This is a genomic window from Mycobacterium sp. 1245499.0 (genome assembly GCF_001673615.1).
GTDB lineage: Bacteria > Actinomycetota > Actinomycetes > Mycobacteriales > Mycobacteriaceae > Mycobacterium > Mycobacterium europaeum_A.
This window is the reverse complement of sequence record NZ_LZMG01000326.1, coordinates 21,914-41,937: the sequence shown is the minus strand read 5'-3', so window position 1 is coordinate 41,937 and position 20,024 is coordinate 21,914. Positions and strand designations below refer to the sequence as shown.

The following is a 20,024-nucleotide window of genomic DNA, read 5'->3' as shown; positions in this document are numbered from 1 at the left end:
GAGCTGACACTAGTCGCGCGTCAGCTTGCGGTGGGTCACTCTGTGCGGCCGTGCCGCATCGGCGCCGAGGCGTTCGATCTTGTTCTCCTCGTATGCCCCGAAGTTGCCCTCGAACCAGAACCACTTCGCCTCGTTGTCGTCGTCGCCCTCCCAGGCCAGGATGTGTGTGCAGGTGCGGTCCAGGAACCACCGGTCGTGCGAGATCACCACGGCGCAGCCGGGGAACTGCTCGAGGGCGTTCTCCAGCGAGCTCAGGGTTTCGACGTCGAGGTCGTTGGTGGGCTCGTCGAGCAGGATCAGGTTCCCGCCCTGCTTGAGCGTCAGCGCCAGGTTGAGCCGGTTGCGCTCGCCACCGGAGAGCACCCCCGCCGGCTTCTGCTGATCCGGTCCCTTGAATCCGAACGCCGACACGTAGGCCCGCGACGGCACCTCGGTCTGGCCGACCACGATGTGGTCCAGCCCGTCGGAGACGACTTCCCACACGTTCTTCTTGGGATCGATTCCGGCGCGGGTCTGGTCGACGTAGCTGAGCTTGACGGTCTCGCCGACCTTGACCGTGCCGCTGTCCGGCTGCTCGAGGCCGACGATGGTCTTGAACAACGTGGTCTTCCCGACCCCGTTCGGGCCGATGACGCCGACGATGCCGTTGCGCGGCAGGGTGAAGGACAGGTCCTTGATGAGGGTGCGGCCGTCGTAGCCCTTGTCGAGGTGGTCGACCTCGACCACCACGTTGCCCAGCCGCGGACCGACCGGGATCTGGATCTCCTCGAAGTCGAGCTTGCGCGTCTTCTCGGCCTCGGCGGCCATCTCCTCGTAGCGCTGCAGCCGGGCCTTGCTCTTGGCCTGGCGCGCCTTGGCCCCGGAGCGCACCCACGCCAGCTCCTCGGCCAACCGCTTTTGCAGCTTGGCGTCCTTGCGGCCCTGCACGGCGATCCGCTCGGCCTTCTTCTCCAGGTAGGTGGAGTAGTTGCCCTCGTACGGGTAGGCGCGGCCGCGGTCGAGTTCGAGGATCCATTCGGCGACGTTGTCCAGGAAGTACCGGTCGTGGGTCACCGCCAGGATCGCCCCCGCGTAGGACGCGAGGTGCTGCTCGAGCCACTGCACGCTTTCGGCGTCCAGGTGGTTGGTCGGCTCGTCGAGGAGCAGCAGGTCGGGCTTGGACAGCAGCAGCTTGCACAGCGCGACGCGGCGCCGCTCACCACCGGACAGGTTGGTCACCGGCTCGTCCGGCGGCGGGCAGCGCAGCGCGTCCATGGCCTGCTCCAGCTGTGAGTCGAGGTCCCACGCGTCGGCGTGGTCGAGCTCCTCCTGCAGCCGGCCCATCTCCTCCATCAACTCATCGGAGTAGTCGGTGGCCATCAGCTCGGCGACCTCGTTGAAACGGTCGAGCTTGACCTTGATCTCGCCCAGGCCTTCTTCAACGTTGCCGCGGACGGTCTTGTCCTCGTTCAGCGGCGGCTCCTGCAGCAGGATGCCGACGGTCGCGTCGTTGGCCAGGAAGGCGTCGCCGTTGTTCGGCTTGTCCAGGCCCGCCATGATCCGCAAGACGCTCGACTTGCCGGCGCCGTTGGGCCCGACGACACCGATCTTGGCGCCTGGATAGAAGCTCAGTGTGACGTCGTCCAGGATCACCTTGTCGCCGTGCGCCTTGCGGACCTTTTTCATCGTGTAGATGAACTCAGCCATGCCGCGGTTGTGCCTTTCTGGTTGCGAAGTGATCTCGCGGACCATCCTAGGCATCGTCCGGCGGCGCGACCGCCGCCGCTAAGCGGTCAGCGGCAGCGGACCGGTGTCGGCGGACTCGGTGTCCTCGGTGCCGGCGTCCTCACCAGCGGCGTCGGACGCATCCGCCGGCGGTGCGGCGGCCTCGGTGGCGGTCGGACCGGTGTAGCCCGGGCGCTCGATGCGCACAATCGCGCGGGACACATCGGGCCCGACCGCGGTCGCGCGCATCTCCAGCGACGACCGACGGTTGCCGTCACGGTCCTCGTACTCGCTGGTGTACACGTGGCCCACCACGATCACCGGCGCACCCTTGCCCAACGCGGCCCCCACGCCGGTGACCAACTTGCCCCAGCAGTTGACGTTGATGAAGAGCGAGTTGCCGGGCTCCCAGCCGCCGTCGGCGGTGCGCCGCCGGGAATTGCTGGCGACGCGGAACTTGATGACCTCCTGGTTGCCGACCTGACGGCGTTCGGGGTTGTTGACGATGTGACCGACGACGGTGAGCGACGTTTCGAACATGGGCTGATCCCTTCTCGTTTGCATTGGCTATGGCTGCCAGTAGGCGCGGCGCCACCGACGAACACCGCCGGAACGACCCGGAGACGGGCCGCCGCTGTGGAAGAAACCGGGACTGTGGATCAGTCGGGATCGGCCGGGCCGGACCGCTGGGCCCGCTCGCCCCGCGCCAGTTGGGCCAGCATCGCGTTGTAGGCCATCAGCTCGGCGTCGTCGTCGCGTTCGGCGGCCCGGTCCAACCGCTTGGCGGTGCGACGATCACTGCGCGCCCACTGAATGAGCAGCGCGAGCATCACGATCACCAGGGGAAACTCCCCCGCCGCCCAGGCGATGCCCCCACCCAGCCGCTGATCGCCGAGCAGGTCGGTGTGCCAGCTCAGATCGAGCGAGCGGTAGTAGTCGGCGCCGAGGACCTTCTTGGTGCCCATCAGCACCACGCCGAAGAAGGCGTGCAGCGGCAGGGAGGCGAAGACCACCGCCACCTTGGCCAGCGGCGGGATCGGTCGCGGCGTCGGGTCCACCCCGATCACCACCCAATAGAACAGGTAGCCGCTCACCAGGAAGTGCACGTTCATCGCCAGGTGCCCGGCGTGGCTGCTCGCGGTGACGTCGAAGAGGTTCGACAGGTACAGCCCGTAAAACCCGGCGATGAACAGCACGGTGGCCACCACGGGATTGGTGAGGAACCGGGAGAAGCGGCTGTGCAACGCGGCCAGCAGCCATTCCCGCATGCCAGGCGGATCGTCACGGCCGGCGGCGGGCAGCGCCCGCAACGCCAGGGTGACCGGCGCGCCGAGCACCAGCAGGATCGGGATCAGCATCGACAGGCACATGTGGACCACCATGTGCATGCTGAACATCGCCGGCATGTAGCGGCCGACGCCTGACGACGTCGCGAACAGCAACACCGCGCAGCCGAGCAGCCAGGAAGAGGTCCGGCCCGGCGGCCAGTGATCGCCGCGCCGGCGCAGCCGCACCAGCGCGGCCACATACAGTGCGGCGAAGACGACTGCCGCCGAACCGAAGATCAGGTCGAAGCGCCAGTCGAACAGGATGCGCGCCACGGTGGGCGGTCCGTCGAAGTCGTAGCCGATCTCGGCTTCGGGGATCGACGGCAACCGGGCCGGGGGTGGCGGCGGCGGGGTGCGGCCCAGCCCGACGGCGATGCCGAAGGTCAGGCCGAAAATGGCGGCCTCGATCAACGTCAGCCGCAGCAGCGCGCCACGCCCGTGGCTCGGATCCGCTTGCAGCGCAGCCACACTCACGCGTCGCTGACGCCAGCCCAGCACCCCCAGGAAGCACAGCGCGATGAACTTCGCGGTGACCAACCGCCCATAGTCGGTGCTCAGCAGGTCGGAGGGCTGCACGCGGACCAGCGCGTTGACCAGACCGCTCACCGCCATCGCCACCCAACACCACAACGCGATCATCGAGAAACGCCTGGCGGCCAGCCCGAGGTGACCACCGCCCCGCAGGGCATGCGCAAGCAGGGCGAGCAGGCCACCGGCCCACAGGCTGGCGGCGACCAGGTGGATCAGCAGGCCGTTGGTGGCCAGGTCGTGCGAACCCCCGGCGGACGAATGACCGGTCAGGCCAAGGGGAATCAGCGTCGCCACCGACGCGGCGACCAGCACCGGCGTCCACGACCAGCGCAGCACCGACAGGCTCGCCACCGTGATCACCGCGGCCAGGATCGCGGTCCAGCGCCAGGCCGAGGCGTTGGTGATCAGGCCCGCCAGCGACCACATCCGCGCCGCGGGAATGTCGGCGACGGCATGGCCGGACACATCGGAGATCGTCAACGGGACCAGCAGGGCGGCGCATACCGCCCACACCCCCGACGCCACCGTCCCCAGCCGCAGCGCCCGGTAGCCGTCGGCGTCGAGGACGCCGTTGCGCTGCGGCGGTACCAGGAACGCGGCGAACAGGAACGAGCCGACCGCGAGCACCGCGCCGATCTCGCCCGCCGCCCGCACGAACGGCAACCCCAGCGTGGTCACCGGACCCGGGTCGGGCAGGCCCGTCACCGTCAGCGAGCTGGCCAGCGAGAGGGCCCCGATGCCGGCGGCGGTGCAGCCCGCCAGCACGGCCACCCCGGCCAGCACCGGCCACACCAGCGTGCGGCGCTGGGCGAAGGCCTCGGTCGAGGCCCTGCCAGCCAGCGGGGCGACGGTCATACGTCCAGGGTATGGGGCGGCCCCGACCGGCTACCGAGGCTGGCTGGCCAGAAGGTCCTGGCGGGCCTTGGCCTCGCGGGCCACGAACTGATCGCGCGCGATCCGCCCGGCGTAGTCGAGGTCGTGCAGGATGTCGCGCAGCTCATGCAGGAAGACACGACGCCTTTCGGCCAGGTCGGGCGCGGCCGCGATCAGGTCCTGATCCTCGACGACCTGGCGCGCGGTGGCGAACAGCAGCGTCGAGACCGATTCGCTGCTGCGGATCCGGGTCTGCGCCACGTACTGTCGCCCGACGCCCAACGCCAAGTCGGTCAGTTCCTTGTGCCCGATGTCCGCAGGCGCGTCCCGCAACACATCGGCGACGATCTCGTAGGCCTCGAAGAACACCCGCAACATCGCGTCCGCCATCAACGGACGCTTGGCGAACAACAGCGCGTCGATCTCGTCGCCCCCGGCCGCGACGTGGGCTTCCCAATTGTCGTGCCAGGCCATCTCTTCGGCGATGTTGTCCCGGAATGTCGCCGAGTCGGCGAAATAGAAGTCGAACTTCAGCAGATGGCGCAGCCGCATCGCCTGGGCCCAGAACGCGGCCATGCGGTCGCCGTCGGCGTGGCGGGCGTGCGCCAGGGCGAGCTCAACGATCGAGGTCTCCAGAAAGGCGTGGATCACCGAGTTGCGGTAGAAGGCCGCGGCGTGCTGTTCTTCGGGCGCGATGCGCCACACCGGTTCCCGGCCGCCGTCGACCCGGGTGATGGGATGTCCGTTGGACAGTGCGTCGACCGCCGCGCGTACCCCGTCTTGCGTGCGCAGCCGCAACGCGCTGGTGGACATCGGATTGTGTTTGCGTTCCAGGTAATCCAGCGAATCCTGCAGGGTGTGGTGCAACTGGCCGAGGGTCAGCGCCGCCCCGCGCGTGGTCAGCAGCAGCGCGCATACCAGACCCGTCGCCGTCACCGGCGTCGCCTGCAGTATCCGCCAGGCGACCTCGAATGACATCTTCTGCAGCGCAAGGCGTTTGGCGTCCGGATCCTCGGCCAGCGGGCCGTGCGGCGCGCCCAGGTAGTGGCGCATCGACACGGCTTCCGGGAAACGGACGTAGATCTTGCCGTAGTTGCGTTCACCCTGCGCCCGGATGAAGTTGTACAGCCAGCCCACACCTTCGGGTGTCTTCTCGCCGCCGCGGGCGTAGGCGGCGTACTCCGCGGTCTCGTGCAGCTGGTCGAAGCTGATCGAGACCGGTTGCAGCAGAATGTCTTCGCTGCGGCCATCGAGGTAGGCGTCGGCGACGTAGGCCAGCAACCCCAGCTTGGGCGGCAACATCTTGCCGGTGCGCGAGCGGGTGCCCTCGATGGACCAGCTCAGGTTGAACCGCTTTTCGACGATGTAGCCGACGTATTCGCGCAGCACGTACTTGTAGAGCGCGTCGTTACCGATGTTGCGGCGGATGAAGATGACCCCGGAACGTCGCAGCAGCGGGCCCATGGCACCGAACGACAAGTTGATACCGGCGAACACGTGCACCGGCGGTAATCGGTTGTCCTGCATGGCGACCGGCACCACCGCGCCGTCGATGTAGGACCTGTGCGAAAACAACAACACCGCCGGGTGGGCTTCCAGGCCCACCCGCATCGCCGCGACCTGATACTCGTCATAATCGATCTCGGGGTCGAACCCGCGGCTGATCATCCTGCCGAGAACCCCGACGAGGTCGACCGATGCCCGGCTCCAGCCGGTAGCGAGTTCGTCGAGCATCTTTCCGGCTTCCTCGACGGTGGCGCCGGGAATTGTCGCCAGGCCGCGCCGAAACCGGTTGGAGGCCAAGATCTCTGGTTTCACCAGCCGCGGCGACTTGTACTGCGGTCCGAGGATCCGGTACTCGACGCGTTCCATCGCCAAGATGGCGCGGCGGATGACGAATTGGGCGAAGTCGTACCGGTCGTCTCCGACGGTGGTGTCGCGCCATTGCCGGCGCAGCTCGGCGACCGTCGCGGCTTCGCCGGCCACCACCCGTGCCCGCTGGGGCGCGGTGCGCACGATCCGTTCTTGCTGGCGCTGGTTGGGGTGGTACGGATCCCGGCCGGGCAGCAGGCCGGCCAGCTTGGCGACCCGGCCGCGATCCGGCTCCGGCAGCCAGAACACCCGCACCGGCACGATGGAACGGTCTTCCCGGGATTCGAGCTGTTCGGCCAGCGCCGTCATCACGTCCGGCGGCGCATCGAGCGCCGGCAGCTTGACCAGGTCGAAATTCGCGCCCGGGTGCCCGGCGCGTTGTTGCTCCATCCACGCCGTCACCAGGTCCATCTCGACCGGCGAGGTCATTGACGCCAATATCAGCGAGTCAGTCCCGGCAAGGATGGCGCTGGTATCCGCGGCCGGTTCGGTCACGGATGCCCTCGGTGCGGCGATTCCGGTGACTCGGCGTTGCCGGGCGCCGCCTTGGTCGCGGGCCGTTGCGCCTCGCCGTCTTTGCGGGCGGCCTCGGATTCATGCGGAGTCGCCTTGGGTGCCTTGGCTTTCGACGCGGCCTTCTTCGCCGGCGCCTTCTTTGCGGGTGCTTTCTTGGCGGGTGCCTTCTTGGCCGGCGCCTTCTTGGCGGGTGCCTTCTTGGCGGGTGCCTTCTTCGCCGGCGCGTTCTCGGCGGGTGCCTTCTTGGCGGGTGCCTTCTTCGCGGGTGCCTTGGCGGTCCGGCTCTGTGCCTTCTCGGCCGCCTTCTTCTCCGCGTACAGGTCGACCTCGGGCAGTTCGTCGACGGGCCAGTTGGCGAGCGTATCCAGGTAGAGCTGGCGCACTTCGGCGATGCGGTCCGGCAGCGCGTCAAGCGTCCAGTCCTGCACCGAGATCGGCGGGAAGACCGCGACGTCGACGGTGCCCGGGTTGATGACGGTCGAGTTCCGGGCGGCGACCAGCTCGGCGTTGCGAATCACGATCGGAACGATCGGGATGCCGGCGGCCATCGCGAGACGAAATGGACCCTTTTTGAAGGGGCCGACCTCGTTGGTGTCCAGCCGGGTGCCCTCCGGCGCCATCACAATGGAAAGCCCGTTCTTGGCCCGCTCCTCGACAATGCGCATCGTCTCCAGCGCGGAGGCCGAATCGTCTCGGTCGATGAAAACCCCGTCCAACGCTTTGCCGAGCAGGGCCATGATCGGGTTCTTCTGTAATTCCTTCTTGGCCACGGCAACCCAGTTGTCGTTGACCAGCGCACCCGCGATCACCGGATCCACCTGATTGCGGTGGTTGTAGATGAAAACGGCCGGACGTTGCGCGGTCAGATTCTCTCTCCCGACGACATTGAGGTGCACTCCCGTGGTCGCCAGCACGGTTTGGGAAAAAATGGAAGTAAAGAAATTGGCGCCCCGCCGCCGGCTACCGGTCAGCACGCCCATTGCCACTGCGCCCGCGCCGACGGGGACAATCGAGCCCAGTCCGGCAAGGGTACGCACCTGCCGTCGCAGACCCACCGGACCTCGGCTGCTGAATCTCAGGATGGGCCAACCGCGGCGCTTGGCCACCGCCGCCATTTTCCCTTCGGGATTCGTCGGCCGGGGATTGCCGACCAGATACATCAGGGCGACGTCCTCGTCACCGTCGGCGTAGAAGTAACTGTCCTTGAGATCGATGCCGTGCTCGGCGGCAAACCGTTGTACCGCAGCGGCTTTGCCGGGACCCCAGAGAATCGGCTTCTGGACGGACCCGGTGAGCAAGCCGTCCTCGGTGGTCTCGAACTTGTTGGTGAGCATGTTGGGGATGCCGAGGAACCGCGCGACGGGATTGACCTGGATGGTCAGCGCCGACGAACTGAGCACCACGGTGTGGCCGCGGGCCATGTGGGCGCGGACCAGCTCACGCATCTCCGGGTAGATCCGGGATTCGATGCGCTGGACGAACATTCGCTCGCCGATCTCTTCCAGGTCGTCGAGCAGTCGCCCGGTGAGCGCCTTGGCGGCCTTGCCGATGAGGTCCTCGAACTCGATACGACCGAGGGTGTGGCTCAAGCCGGCCTGCACCATACCGAGCAGTTCACTCACTCCCATGTCGCGGCGCAGCAGCCGCTCCTGGGTCAGGATGACCGCGGTGAATCCGGCGACCAGCGTGCCGTCCAAGTCGAAGAACGCGCCGATCTTCGGTCCTTCGGGGCTGGCCATGATCTCGGCCACCGAGCCGGGCAGCCGCAGGTCCGCTCCGGCCGTTTCGTCCTTGTCCCCCTGCTGCTTCGAGTTGCTCATGAGCCGGCCACCGATCGAGTGGACACCGCCGACTCGGTGAACGAGGCGGGCACCGCCTGCGGTGGCGGGTCGCCTCCCAGCGCCAGGATCTCGTCGAAACCCTCCAGCAGGCATTGGGCGAACAACGCCTCGTTTCGCACCGCGGCCCGGTCGTAGCGCACGGTGATGGTGCACCACCCGCCCCGCGAGATCAGCACCACCATCATCGCCACGCCGGGCAGCGGACCGATACCGTACTGCCGCAACACTTTTGCTCCGGCGATGTAGGTGTCGCCGGGATAGACCGGGACGTTGCTGGCCTGCACGTCGGAGCCGATCACCGACCCGGTGATGCCTTCGAGCACCGCGGTCGGCAGGACGCTGAGCACCGGCGCCAGCGAGCCGATGATGTTCATGGCGGGCTCGTCGCGGCGCTGCGTCATCTGGGCGCGAATCTTTTTCATCCGGGAGACGGGGTCCACGGTGCCGATCGGCGCCGCGAGGTTGACGCCCGTGAACCGGTTGCCGCCGGCCGTGTCCGCTTCGGCCCGCAGGTTGACCGGCACCGCCATCGGCAGCGTGCTGATCGGCACGCCGAACGCCTCGTGGTAGCGGCGCAGGGCGCCGCACAATCCGGCAAGGTAGGCATCGTTGATCGACCCGCCGCCGGCTTTCGCGGCCTTGTGCAGGTCGGCGAGCGGGATGTCGATCGCCTCGCTGCGGGTGGCCAGGCTGCGCCGCCGCAGCAGTGGCGACGGCTCGGCGGCCCGGTTGAGCACCCGCATGCCCGACATGGCGTACCCGACGATTCCCGAGACGGTGGCCGTCGGTTCCAGGACCGCCCGCCCGGCCGCCGATACCGCCCCGGACAGCGCGCTCATGACGCCGCCGACCACGGCGAACGGCAGGTGGTTAATGCCCTGGCGCATCAGGTCATTGGACGTCAGGTCCTGCGGCACGGGCAGCGGCAGCGTCGGCTTGGCCGGCGGATCGCGCTCGAGGTCATAGATTTCGGCGAACATCTGCACCCCGCCCACGCCGTCGGTGACGGCGTGGCTGACATGCAGCAGCGTTGCGGCCTTGCCGTCGGCCAGGCCCTCGACGAGGGTGGCCGTCCACAACGGTCGCGAAATGTCCATCGGCGACTGCAGGATGAGGTCGGCCAGATCGAATACCTCACGCGGCGTGCCCGGTTCGGAAACACGCACCCGGCGCACGTGAAAATCCAGGTTGAAGTCGGGATCGACCACCCAGCGCGGCGACGCCGTCGGCAGGGTCGGCACGACGACCTTTTGGCGCAACCGCAGCACCCGTCGGGACGCGCTTTCGAATCGGTTCCGGAACTGTTCCCATTCCGGCGTGGTGTCCAGCAGCTCCAAGGCCATGATCCCGGACCGGGTGCGGGGGTTTGCCTCTCCCCTGTGCAGTAGGTAGTCGACCGGCCCGAGTTCGTCGGACAACTTGATCGCCTCGACGGATTCAGTCATGGTCATCAGCTCGACGCGCCAACGTTGTCACCGTCGCTCAAGCCTCCTGCCTTTAGGACCACCGACCCGAATGGTCTACCCAACGCTAGTCGGGTTACCACGCTGGTGAAAGGAGCGGCGAGCACCGGGCCGCCGATTCAGCTGGCCTCCGGCCGACCCTCAGCTGGCCGAAGTGGCCGACAGCGGCAGCGAATCCAGCAGGGAGCTGACGCGCCGTCCGTACACGACACCGAGGAAATCGGCGACGGCGTCAGCGGCCAGCCGCGATCGGACCGTCGGCGTGATGTCGAAAGCGTGGTGGGCGTTGCCGAGTTCGGCGTGCGCCACCGTGGCAGCCCCGGCCGCGCGCAACGCCGCGCAGAAAGCGCGAGCCTGGCCGCTGGGCACCAACTCGTCCTTCTGGCCGTGCAACACGAAGAAGGGCGGCGCGTCGGCGTGCACGTAGGAGACGGGTGATGCCGCCGTGAAGCGCTCGGGCGCCTCGGCGTAGCGGGCCTTCATCACGAACTGTTCGAGGAACGGCAGCATCAGTGGGTGCATGTTGTCGAAGTCGGTGAAGTCGTAGACGCCGTAGTAGGGCGCTACCGCTTGCACGCTGGTGTCGGCCTCTTCGAAACCGGGCTGGGAGGCGGGGTCGTTCGGCGTCAGCGCCGCCAGGGAGGCCAGGTGCCCGCCCGCCGAGCCGCCGGTGATCGCGATGAAATCGGGGTCGCCGCCGTAGTCGGCGATGTTCTCCCGGACCCACGCGATCGCCCTTTTGACGTCGATGAGGTGTGCGGGGAAGGTGGCGCGCGGGCTCTTGCTGTAGTCGATCGAGACGCAGATCCAGCCGAGTTGGACCATTCGGCTCATCAGCGTGTAGGCCTGCGGACGCCGGCCGTTGAGCGCCCATGCCCCGCCCGGCACCTGGATCAGCACGGGTGCGCGGCAACCTGGCGCCAAGTCGTCGCGCCGCCAGATGTCCAGCAGGTTGTCGCGCGGGCTCGGACCGTAGGAGATGTCGGACGTCTGCGACGCATACCGGCGGTGCGGCCCGGGCCTGCCGAGCAGTCGACCGCGCGGGGCGCACAGCGCGCCGACGGCGGCGGGATGACATACCTGTTCGCGAAACTCGGGGCCGAACGACTCCTCGAGCGCGGCGGTGAGGGTTCGATCAGCCCGCTGGGCGGCCAGCGTCGTGCCTACCCGGCCGACGGACGGATGCGAGACGCGGGACAGCGCGTGGCCGGTCACCACGTGCGGAGGAAACTCCGTGAAAAGCCAGCCGGCGAAGCAGCCCAGCGCGAACGGCCCACCGCGCAGCACCAGGTTACCGAGTTGGTAGACATCCCGGGCTTCGGCTGCCAGCCGTGCCACCTGGGCCCCCGCCCACGAACACGGCGAGGTCTGCTTGCTGGCCACGCTCATTGCCACGTCACCTCTGGAACGTTATGCACACGCCTCGTTGCGGTTAACGGCCCATGACCGGCCGATGTTGTCCGTGTGTCGAGGGTCCCAACGATAACCGATAAACGCGGCGCGGTAAGGGTTTTCGCGCGCGTGGCGGCGGGGAATCGGGTCGGCAGGCGCGGTTGGATAGACTGACCTGCACATTGCCTCCGTAGCTCAGGTGGATAGAGCAAGGGCCTTCTAATCCCTAGGTCGCACGTTCGAGTCGTGCCGGGGGCACCGAGATTCGTGGTGACTTCGGTTATTGCCCGACGCGGCGCCGCAGGTCCACCGACGGCGGGGTCCGCGCGCCGCCCGGTCGGTGGGGCGACGATGTCCAGTCGCAGACCGGGCGCCTACCGGCTGGGAAATCAGTCCTGCTGACTACCTAACCGATTGGCGGCGGGCCGGCAAGTGAGACACCGAACGCCCCACCGACGGTGATCGATCACCTAAATCAACTGGTCGTGGTGCTAGACCTCGATCGTCTGACTGACGTAGTTCTCCCAGGTGGCCATTTGGGCCGCGTCGACGAGGAGGCTTTGGAAGTCCGGGTCAGCATTGAGGCTCTGCTGGACCTGGCCATATGTGGCCCAGTCCTGGGTAGTCGACATCAAGCCGATGGCGTTGGTGCCCTGACCTCCGATCATGTTGACCAGCGCGGTGACGTTCTCCGCGCCATGTTTGCGGGCAAGCCCGGTCGCTCGCTTCAGCTGCTTCTGAATGTCGTCCCAGGAGACCCCAGGGTTCGGATGGACGATCGTAGTAGCGACGATGGCCATGGCTGGACCTTTCGCTAGATGGGAAGAGAACGTTAATAGTCTCCGGCGCGTCGAAGTGAGCCGTCTAGAGTAGGCGGCTACTCCATTTCCGCGGGTGCGCGCAGGTTGCACCCTCACCCGGGGTTTCAACCGGCCGCGGCTGGGAACAGTGATTGATATTGGCAAACGCGGATAGCTGACCACGAGAGTCGGCCATTTGCATCGTTGAGCAGGGAAATTATCGAGGATGTTGGCTAGGGTCAATAAGAGTTCAGCAAGCATATTCAGGCAAAAACAACAGCTTATGGCTGCTTGCTTGAATCCGAATCATAAATACATTCAAGAATGTCCTGAATGCAATTCCATACACGAAACGCAGAACCAGGATGAGGAGTATTGCGCTGGTTGCAAACGCAACGGCGCAATGCCGGCAATGGCGGAGAAATAACTCGGTCGGACCTCAGGCCAGGTCCGTTGGGCGGTCGGCACGCTCCCCGACTGTCGAGGAAGCTCTCCGAATCATCGCGGGGATTGCGGACATCGCCGCTGATCGTTTGCAGCGTGAGAAACATTGCGCCATAGACCAATCGGTGAGCGCTTAAGCCGTCGGCCAAGAATTGCCTGGGGCACGCGAGTTTGCCGGCCGGCACGCCGGTCCGGGCATATGTCCCGCGTTAGCTGGGCCCTGATCGGACCGTGCCTTTCCGGCCCCGATATGTCAGCATTGGTGCGTGAACGCACGCCGATTAGCGCGTGTACTGGCCGCCACGGTGCTGACGGCTTGCTCGTCGCCGTTGTGTCCGCCGATCTCCGCGTCTGCCTCGCCCTGTCCGGACATCGAGGTCACGTTCGCCCGCGGCACCGCCGAGCCACCCGGTGTCGGCGGGGTCGGACAGGCGTTCATGGACTCGCTGCGCTCCCAGGTCCGGGGCCGGTCGCTCGGGGTGTATCCCGTCAACTACCCCGCGGATGGGGATTTCGCACCGTCGGCGTCGGCGGGCGCCGGCGACGCGCACGCCCACGTTCAGTCCATGGTGGCGAACTGTCCTAACACCAAACTGGTGCTCGGAGGCTATTCGCAGGGCGCGATGGTGATAGATCTGATCACCATCGCCCAGGCACCGATCGCGGGCTTGATCCCTCAGATATTGACGGCCGACGAGGCCGACCATGTTGCCGCCCTGGCCCTCTTCGGAAATCCGTCGGCCAGGTATCTGGGGGCGCCGGTGAGCGTGGTCAGCCCGTGGTACGGGGCGAAGGCCATTGACTTGTGCGCGCCCGGTGATCCGGTATGCACTCCGGGCGGCCCGCTGGCCCTGCCGTCACACGACGAGTTGTTCTCGGCGGCGGATCTGTCCTACCAAGGATCCGGAATGCCAAGCCAGGCAGCAACTTTCGTGGCCGGACGGCTCTGAGGTCGCCGAACTGGCCACCATGGTGACCGGCGCGTGCCGCACGGTCTTGAGCGACTTGCCGGACGTGAGAGCTGCGCTAATGGTGGCGCTCGTTCGTCTTTGCCGAGGCGCATCTCCAACCGGCGGGCGCTAGCAACGAAACCCGTTGCGCCCCATGTGCTATCGAGGCTACGACGCGGGCGCATACTGCCACACCGCCTCGTGATGTCCGGGCGACGCCGGGTCGCACGACCAGGTGAGGCCGGCGGCGTCATGCGTGGTGACATTCGGAACCGGACAGGGCCGGCCGGCCAGCGGTCGATCGAGGCTGGCAACACCGACCCCCAGGCCGATCAATCCGGCCGTCGCGACGGCGACCAGCATCAGCCGCACGTACCCGAGTCGGCGATCGCGCGTCCTCGCGTACGCCCGGTAGGCAGGCGCCCTGTAGCGCATGGTCCTGGAGCTCGCGGTCCGCATGAGGTGCTCCTTGCGTCGATGCCGATGGGGATTGCTCGTTCGAGCTGACATGAGCTTGGGCGCCGGCGCTTGGCGGATCCTCTACGCATCCTTGGCCGCGGAGTGCGCGTGGCGAGTCCAGCCGGTCAACCGCCGCCGGGCTCGATCATTGGTCGCGATCGCCGAAAGCGATAGCGCATGCGCTATCGGATTCGGGAATCACTTTATGGTCACCGGATGGTGCCTCCGGGGCCGAAGTGACCGCCGGGACGCAAGATGAATTGGTGCGGCACCCCGACGCAAGCCGCACGAAGCGCGATCTAATGACCTTTGCGATTGGCGCGCTGGCGCAGGTCACGGCGCATTTTGGCGATCGCGTTGATGGCCACGAACCCGCACGCGCAACCGCGGCAAATGGCAATCGGGTGAGGGTCCCATAGCGTCCGCGGACCCACAAAACTCGAAGTCGCTGTCAAAAGTTTGCGCTTTAATCGAACTGGGAACAGCGTGTCAAAACGAGCAGATGGCGCTTACGGGGAGATCATTACTTACAGCGTCTTCTCTTCGAGGGGTTGGCGAAATATGGCGTCGAATGACTGGCAGCCGGTAGTGCGCGTCGGGGAGCCGAGGTTCATAGCCGGCGTTGGCAATCGAATCAAAGTCGAAGTCAAAACTCGGGGTTGGCTAAGCCGCGACTGGCGCTGTTACTTCGGAACGCAAGTCTCGCAGCAACAACTTGATGCCCGGTATTCCTCCTATCCTTGTTGGGATGAAATCCAGCGGATCGAGGGTTCGTGCGCCGAGCACGATGCCGAGCGATACATCGAAATGATCGATGCCGCAATACATTACGCCAACACCAAGTTGCGTAGTGATGCGCTGCCGGTGGCCGTTATGCGCGGAGCGCGCACGGAACGGCGCGGGTGTGCGGTGCGGGAGCGCCAGGCCGAACTCGATGAGCTGGCGAAGAAGTTAGCGAAACCCGAGCTGTAACGCGGCCCGAGCAACGTCCGTGGCGCGGCAAGGGCGGCGCCCAGCTCCGACATCCGGCCCGTGAGCGGGCGCCCACCCCTTGTTTCACCAGGTCGACCCGGGCGTCCGACCGGCGCGGGCGAAAAGCAGCAGATAATGTTTTGATAAACACAGCATTGCTTGTAGATTCCGATATCAGCTGCGGGCCCCGCAAACGTTTACGCCTTTGCGCCAGCGGTCGAATGCCCGCCTTTTCCTAACGGTTCTCGATATTCACGCTCGCACCGGCCGACTCGGGGTGCGGGGCGCGAAGTAGTCTTACCTCGCCCAAGACGCTGCCGCCGTTAAACCGGTGCGCCCAGGCGGATCCGCCACCAAGACCCGAAGCCGGAGGTGCCCGATGGCCCAGTCCGAACCGATCCTGTTCAACGTCACCAACCGGGTCGCGCTCATCACCGTCAACGATCCCGATCGGCGCAACGCGATCACCGCCGAGTCGTCGGGCCTGCTGCGAGAGGCGGTCGAGCGGGCCGAAGCCGATCCCGAGGTGCATGCCGTGGTGGTCACCGGGGCCGGCAAGGCGTTCTGCGCGGGCGCGGACCTCAGCGCCCTGGGCGCGGCGGGCGGCGGCGCCGCCGAGGCGGGCCTGCAGCAGCTTTACGACGGCTTCATGGCCGTCGGCGGTTGCCGGCTGCCCACCATTGCCGCCGTCAACGGCGCCGCGGTGGGCGCGGGTCTCAATCTGGCCCTGGCCGCCGACGTGCGCATCGCCGGACCCGCCGCGGTGTTCGACGCGCGATTCCAGAAGCTCGGTCTACACCCGGGCGGGGGCGCGACGTGGATGTTCCAGCGAGCCGTCGGCCCCCAGGTGGCGCGGGCCGCGCTGCTGTTCGGCATGCGCTTCGACGCCGACGCCGCCGTACAGCACGGCTTGGCGCTGAGCGTCGCCGACGATCCGGTAGCCGCGGCGCTGGAGCTGGCCGCCGGCCCGGCGGCGGCACCGCGCGACGTGGTGCTGGCGACCAAGGCCACCATGCGCGCCACCGTCAGCCCGGGATCGCTGGACAACGAGCAACACCAGCTGGCCATGCGCGCCGAGCTCGGCCCGCAGTCCTATTCCATCCAATCACCGGAATTCGCAAAGCGATTGGCCGCCGCGCAACGCCGGTAGGCCTCCCCCGCACGCGCGCAGATTGGGATCGGTAGCGCGGCGGACCGGCTGCACTTGCTGCGACGACGCCGACCGAAGTGGCGCCTGAGCAAAGGAATGCAGCGTGCACATCCACCACACCTTCACCCGGCTTGTCGCCGGGGCCCTGCTAACTAGTGGGCTCGCCACGGCGGGACTCGCGCTGACGGCGGGTACCGCGCAGGCCCGGCCGGCGCCGCCGCCGCAAGCGCATTGGTGCCCGAACCAGCCGTGGAACCCGGCCTGGGGCGAGAACAAGTACTGGAACCAATGTTGGGACACCGACAACCCTCCGCCGTACCCGCCCCCGCCGCCGTTTCATCAGCCGAACTTCAACTGTGGCCTGTTCTGGTGCCCCGTGCCGCCGCACTCGTGACCCGGCGCTCACAAGTCGAGCAACGCGGTCTCCGGTGCCTCGATCAGATCCCTTAGTTCGCAGACACATTGGGCGGCTTGCGCCCCGTCGGCGATGCGATGGTCGAACACACATGTCAACGACATCGTCGGGCGCACCACGATCTCGCCGCCCCGGACGACGGGCCGCGGCTTGATCGCTCCCATGCCGAGGATGGCGGCTTCGGGATGGTTGATCACCGGCACCCCGTCGTCCACACCCAGCGCCCCGAAGTTCGTCACGGTGAACGTCGAGCCGCGCAGCTCCCCCGGTCCCAGGCTGCCGGCACGCGCGCCGGCAATCAATTGGGCTGCCCTGCTTGCCAGTTCGCGGGTCGTCATCGTGTGGGCATCGGCGATCACCGGGACCAGCAATCCACGCTCGGTGGCCGCGGCGATGCCCAGGTGCACACGGTGCTCGACGCGCACCCGCGGTCCCTGCGGCGAGTCCACCCAGGTCGCATTCAACATCTCGTTGTGGCGCAACGCGATGACCAGCAAGCGCAGCGTCAGGACGAAGGGTGTGATGGTCTCCTGCTCCGCGCGGAACCGGTCGGACAGCCGCAGCAGCTCGGCGCAGTCGACCTCGACACCGACTTTCGCCGGTGGAATCTCCTTGTGCGACAGCGTCATTTTCTCCGCCATCCGGGCCTGCACACCCTGGACCGGCCGCACGTCGGCGCCATGGCCGTTCCCGCCGGCCGCCGCCAGCACGTCCTCCCGAGTGATGATGGCGCCCGCGCCACCCTGCACCGAGTTGAGATCCACCATCAGCTCTTTGGCCAGCTTGCGCACCGGAGGCGCGGCCAGCGGGCGGGTGGTGCGCCGGCTGATGTCGATGCCGGAGTCGGCGCCATAACCGACCAGCGTCGGTGGCGCCGTCTCGGCGGCCGGCGAATCGCCGCCCAGCGGCGCTGTGTCGATCCGCAGCAGCACCGCCCCGACGTTGAGGACATCGCCTTCGGCGCCGTTGCGTTCGACGATGCGACCCGCGTACGGGCTGGGGATCTCCACTTCGGCCTTGGCCGTCTCCACCGTGCACAGCACCTGGTTGAGCTCGACGTCCTCGCCCACCGCCACGTGCCACTGCGTCACGGTGATTTCTTCCAACCCCTCGCCGAGGTCGGGGACCCGAAACGACTTGACCCGCTCGTCGTTCATGGCTGCCCCAGCACGCGCTCGACGCAATCAAGCAGCCGGTCGGGTCCGGGCAGCCACCACTTCTCCAGCCGCGCCGGCGGGTACGGGGTGTCAAACCCGCACGCGCGCAACACCGGGGCCTCCAGCTCGTAGAACAACTCCTCCTGGATTCGGGCGGCCAGGCCGGCCCCGTACCCCAGGCTCCGGGGGCCCTCGTGCATCACCACGCAGCGTCCGGTCCGGTGGATCGACGCGGCGACGGTATCGAAGTCCAGTGGCACCAGCGAGCGCAGATCGATGACATCCAGGCTCCAACCGCGTTGCCGCTGAGCCTCTTCGGCTGCTCCGACGGCCGTGCCGACCAGGCTGCCGTACGTCACGACGGTCACGTCGGTACCCGGCCGGCGCACCATCGCCCGTCCGATCGGTGGTTCGGGCCGGGTGACGTCAACCAGCCCGCGACGCTGGTAGCGGCGCTTGGGCTCCAAGTACATGACCGGGTCCGGGCAGGTGATCGCGTGCCGCAGTAGCCAATACGCGTCGGCGGGGCTGGACGGTACTACCACCTTCAGGCCGGCGGTATGGGCCCAATACGACTCGGTCGAGTCCGAATGATGTTCGGCGGCACCGATTCCCCCGAACGAGGGGATGCGCACCGTCACCGGCATGTTGATTTCGCCGCGGGTGCGGGTGCGGTACTTGGCGAGGTGGCTGACCACCTGATCGAAGGCCGGGTAGGAGAACCCGTCGAACTGGATCTCGGGTACCGGCACGAAGCCGCGCAACGCCAGCCCCACCGCGATCCCGATGATGGCCGATTCGGCGAGGGGCGTGTCGAAGCAGCGTGCTTCGCCGAACGCCGCGGCCAGCCCCTCGGTGACCCGAAACACCCCGCCCTCGACCGAGACGTCTTCGCCGAACACCAGCACCCGATCGTCGGCGGCCATGGCGTCGTGCAGGGCGCGGTTGAGCGCCTGCACCATGGTCAGCGACTGCGCGCCCAGCACGATGTGTTCTACTGCCGCGGTGAGCGTCTCGTCGTGGCCGGCCGGGCGATCAGCGAGCTGAGTCATGGATGCCTCTCAATCGCTTCGGTCGAGTTCGGCCCGCAGCTGCTGGCGCTGTGCCTCTAGCCCCGGTGTGATCTCGGCGTACACCGAGGTGAACACCTCGTCGATGTCGAAGTCGGGCGCGTCGAACACCGCGTCGCGCAATTCGGCCCGCATCCGCTTGGCTCGGGCCGCGACGCGTTCCTCCAACCGGTCCGACCACAGACCTTGGCCCTGCAGGTAGCTGCGGTACCGCGCGATCGGTTCCAGCGCCGCCCAGCGATCCACTTCCTCTTGCGTCCGGTATCGACTCGGATCGTCGGATGTGGTGTGCGGGGCCAGGCGGTAGGTGACCGCCTCGATCAACGTCGGCCCACCGCCGGCCCGGGCTCGGGCGGCGGCCTCGGCCGTCACCGCGTAGCAGGCCAAAACGTCGTTGCCGTCCACCCGGATTCCGGGCATTCCGTAACCAATCGCCTTGTGCGCCAGCGAGGGTGCGGCGGTCTGTCGGGATATCGGCATCGAGATCGCCCACTGATTGTTCTGCACGAAGAACAGGCAAGGCGTGCCGAACACCGCCGCGAAGTTCAACGCCTCGTGCACGTCTCCCACGCTGGTGGCGCCGTCGCCGAGGAAGGCCACCGTCACCGAATCCTCGCCGAGGCGTTGGGCGGCCATGGCCGCGCCCACGGCGTGCAGGGTCTGGGTGCCGATCGGAATCGACAGGGGGGCACAGCATTTCTTGGTGAACTCGAGGCCGCCGTGCCACGTTCCGCGCCACGCCGCCCCCACATGCCCCGGCGGGATGCCGCGCACCAAAAACGCGCCGAGCTCCCGATATTGGGGGAACAACCAATCCGTCTTGCGCAGGCACGCCGTGGCGCCAACCTGAGCGGCTTCCTGACCGCGGCAGGACGCGAACAGCCCCAGCTCCCCCTGCCGCTTGAGGTTGACGAATTCGCCGTCCAGCTCGCGGGTGACCACCATCATCTCGTAGAGCCAGCTCAGCGTCTCCGCGGGAAGCTCACGGCTATAGCGGTGTTCGGGCGTCGGTGTGCCATCGGGAGCGACGAGTTGCACCGGTTCCAGCTCGACAGCCATCGGCACCGAAGACATTTGCGCCACACCG

16 protein-coding genes and 1 tRNA gene are annotated in these 20,024 nt (G+C 67.3%); 5 read left to right on the top strand and 12 right to left on the bottom strand.

Features of this window, described 5'->3' with window-relative positions; translation table 11 throughout:
• Positions 1-9 precede the first annotated feature (9 nt).
• The 7 genes from ettA to A5646_RS19985 form a co-directional block, all read right to left on the bottom strand.
• Complete coding sequence (gene ettA, locus A5646_RS20015; protein WP_066860374.1) at positions 10-1,686, bottom strand: energy-dependent translational throttle protein EttA; 1,677 nt, start codon at positions 1,684-1,686, stop codon at positions 10-12.
• Positions 1,687-1,764: 78 nt separating this feature from the next.
• The gene (locus A5646_RS20010) at positions 1,765-2,244 is read right to left on the bottom strand and encodes a single-stranded DNA-binding protein (protein ID WP_066860266.1); all 480 of its coding nucleotides are present in this window, start codon (positions 2,242-2,244) and stop codon (positions 1,765-1,767) included.
• Positions 2,245-2,363: 119 nt separating this feature from the next.
• Positions 2,364-4,418, bottom strand: a complete 2,055-nt coding sequence (locus A5646_RS20005; protein WP_067023745.1) for a cytochrome c oxidase assembly protein — start codon at positions 4,416-4,418, stop codon at positions 2,364-2,366.
• Positions 4,419-4,448: 30 nt separating this feature from the next.
• Positions 4,449-6,803, bottom strand: a complete 2,355-nt coding sequence (locus A5646_RS20000; protein ID WP_067023743.1) for a glycerol-3-phosphate 1-O-acyltransferase — start codon at positions 6,801-6,803, stop codon at positions 4,449-4,451.
• Positions 6,800-8,644, bottom strand: coding sequence for an HAD-IB family hydrolase/lysophospholipid acyltransferase family protein (locus A5646_RS19995; RefSeq protein WP_067023740.1), 1,845 nt, complete (start codon positions 8,642-8,644; stop codon positions 6,800-6,802). The genes A5646_RS20000 and A5646_RS19995 overlap by 4 nt, the downstream gene beginning before the upstream one ends.
• Positions 8,641-10,110, bottom strand: coding sequence for a wax ester/triacylglycerol synthase family O-acyltransferase (locus A5646_RS19990; protein WP_156765662.1), 1,470 nt, complete (start codon positions 10,108-10,110; stop codon positions 8,641-8,643). The genes A5646_RS19995 and A5646_RS19990 overlap by 4 nt, the downstream gene beginning before the upstream one ends.
• Before the next feature lie 159 nt (positions 10,111-10,269).
• A complete protein-coding gene (locus A5646_RS19985) occupies positions 10,270-11,517 on the bottom strand; it encodes an alpha/beta hydrolase (RefSeq protein WP_066878372.1) in 1,248 nt (415 codons plus the stop codon).
• 187 nt (positions 11,518-11,704) lie between these two features.
• Here A5646_RS19985 and A5646_RS19980 point away from each other — a divergent pair.
• Positions 11,705-11,778 (top strand) — tRNA-Arg (locus tag A5646_RS19980).
• A 233-nt stretch (positions 11,779-12,011) separates the two neighbouring features.
• Here A5646_RS19980 and A5646_RS19975 read toward each other — a convergent pair.
• Positions 12,012-12,320: a hypothetical protein gene (locus A5646_RS19975; protein ID WP_066860288.1), complete on the bottom strand. Its 309-nt coding sequence runs from the start codon at positions 12,318-12,320 to the stop codon at positions 12,012-12,014.
• A gap of 710 nt (positions 12,321-13,030) precedes the next feature.
• Between A5646_RS19975 and A5646_RS19970 the strand changes: the two genes are divergently transcribed.
• Positions 13,031-13,714, top strand: coding sequence for a cutinase family protein (locus tag A5646_RS19970; protein ID WP_066878370.1), 684 nt, complete (start codon positions 13,031-13,033; stop codon positions 13,712-13,714).
• A gap of 168 nt (positions 13,715-13,882) precedes the next feature.
• Here A5646_RS19970 and A5646_RS19965 read toward each other — a convergent pair whose 3' ends face one another.
• Positions 13,883-14,173 carry a hypothetical protein gene (locus tag A5646_RS19965; protein WP_156765349.1) on the bottom strand — a complete coding sequence of 97 codons (291 nt, stop codon included), beginning with the start codon at positions 14,171-14,173 and terminating at the stop codon, positions 13,883-13,885.
• Between the two features lie 561 nt (positions 14,174-14,734).
• Here A5646_RS19965 and A5646_RS19960 point away from each other — a divergent pair.
• The 3 genes from A5646_RS19960 to A5646_RS29125 all read left to right on the top strand — a co-directional run bounded on the left by A5646_RS19960 (position 14,735) and on the right by A5646_RS29125 (position 16,689).
• A complete protein-coding gene (locus A5646_RS19960; RefSeq protein ID WP_066860297.1) occupies positions 14,735-15,145 on the top strand; it encodes a hypothetical protein in 411 nt (136 codons plus the stop codon).
• A gap of 379 nt (positions 15,146-15,524) precedes the next feature.
• Positions 15,525-16,295 (top strand): enoyl-CoA hydratase, encoded by a 771-nt coding sequence (locus A5646_RS19955; protein ID WP_066860300.1) that lies wholly within the window; start codon positions 15,525-15,527, stop codon positions 16,293-16,295.
• Between the two features lie 103 nt (positions 16,296-16,398).
• Positions 16,399-16,689, top strand: a complete 291-nt coding sequence (locus A5646_RS29125) for a hypothetical protein (protein WP_156748724.1) — start codon at positions 16,399-16,401, stop codon at positions 16,687-16,689.
• Positions 16,690-16,697: 8 nt separating this feature from the next.
• Here A5646_RS29125 and A5646_RS19950 read toward each other — a convergent pair whose 3' ends face one another.
• From A5646_RS19950 to pdhA, 3 genes are read right to left on the bottom strand one after another with little or no spacing between them, the layout of a single operon-like run.
• Positions 16,698-17,867, bottom strand: coding sequence for a dihydrolipoamide acetyltransferase family protein (locus tag A5646_RS19950; RefSeq protein ID WP_066860303.1), 1,170 nt, complete (start codon positions 17,865-17,867; stop codon positions 16,698-16,700).
• Positions 17,864-18,919, bottom strand: a complete 1,056-nt coding sequence (bkdB, locus tag A5646_RS19945) for a 3-methyl-2-oxobutanoate dehydrogenase subunit beta (RefSeq protein ID WP_067023731.1) — start codon at positions 18,917-18,919, stop codon at positions 17,864-17,866. The genes A5646_RS19950 and bkdB overlap by 4 nt, the downstream gene beginning before the upstream one ends.
• 9 nt (positions 18,920-18,928) lie before the next feature.
• A complete protein-coding gene (gene pdhA, locus A5646_RS19940) occupies positions 18,929-20,011 on the bottom strand; it encodes a pyruvate dehydrogenase (acetyl-transferring) E1 component subunit alpha (protein ID WP_197497860.1) in 1,083 nt (360 codons plus the stop codon).
• Positions 20,012-20,024: the final 13 nt, after the last annotated feature.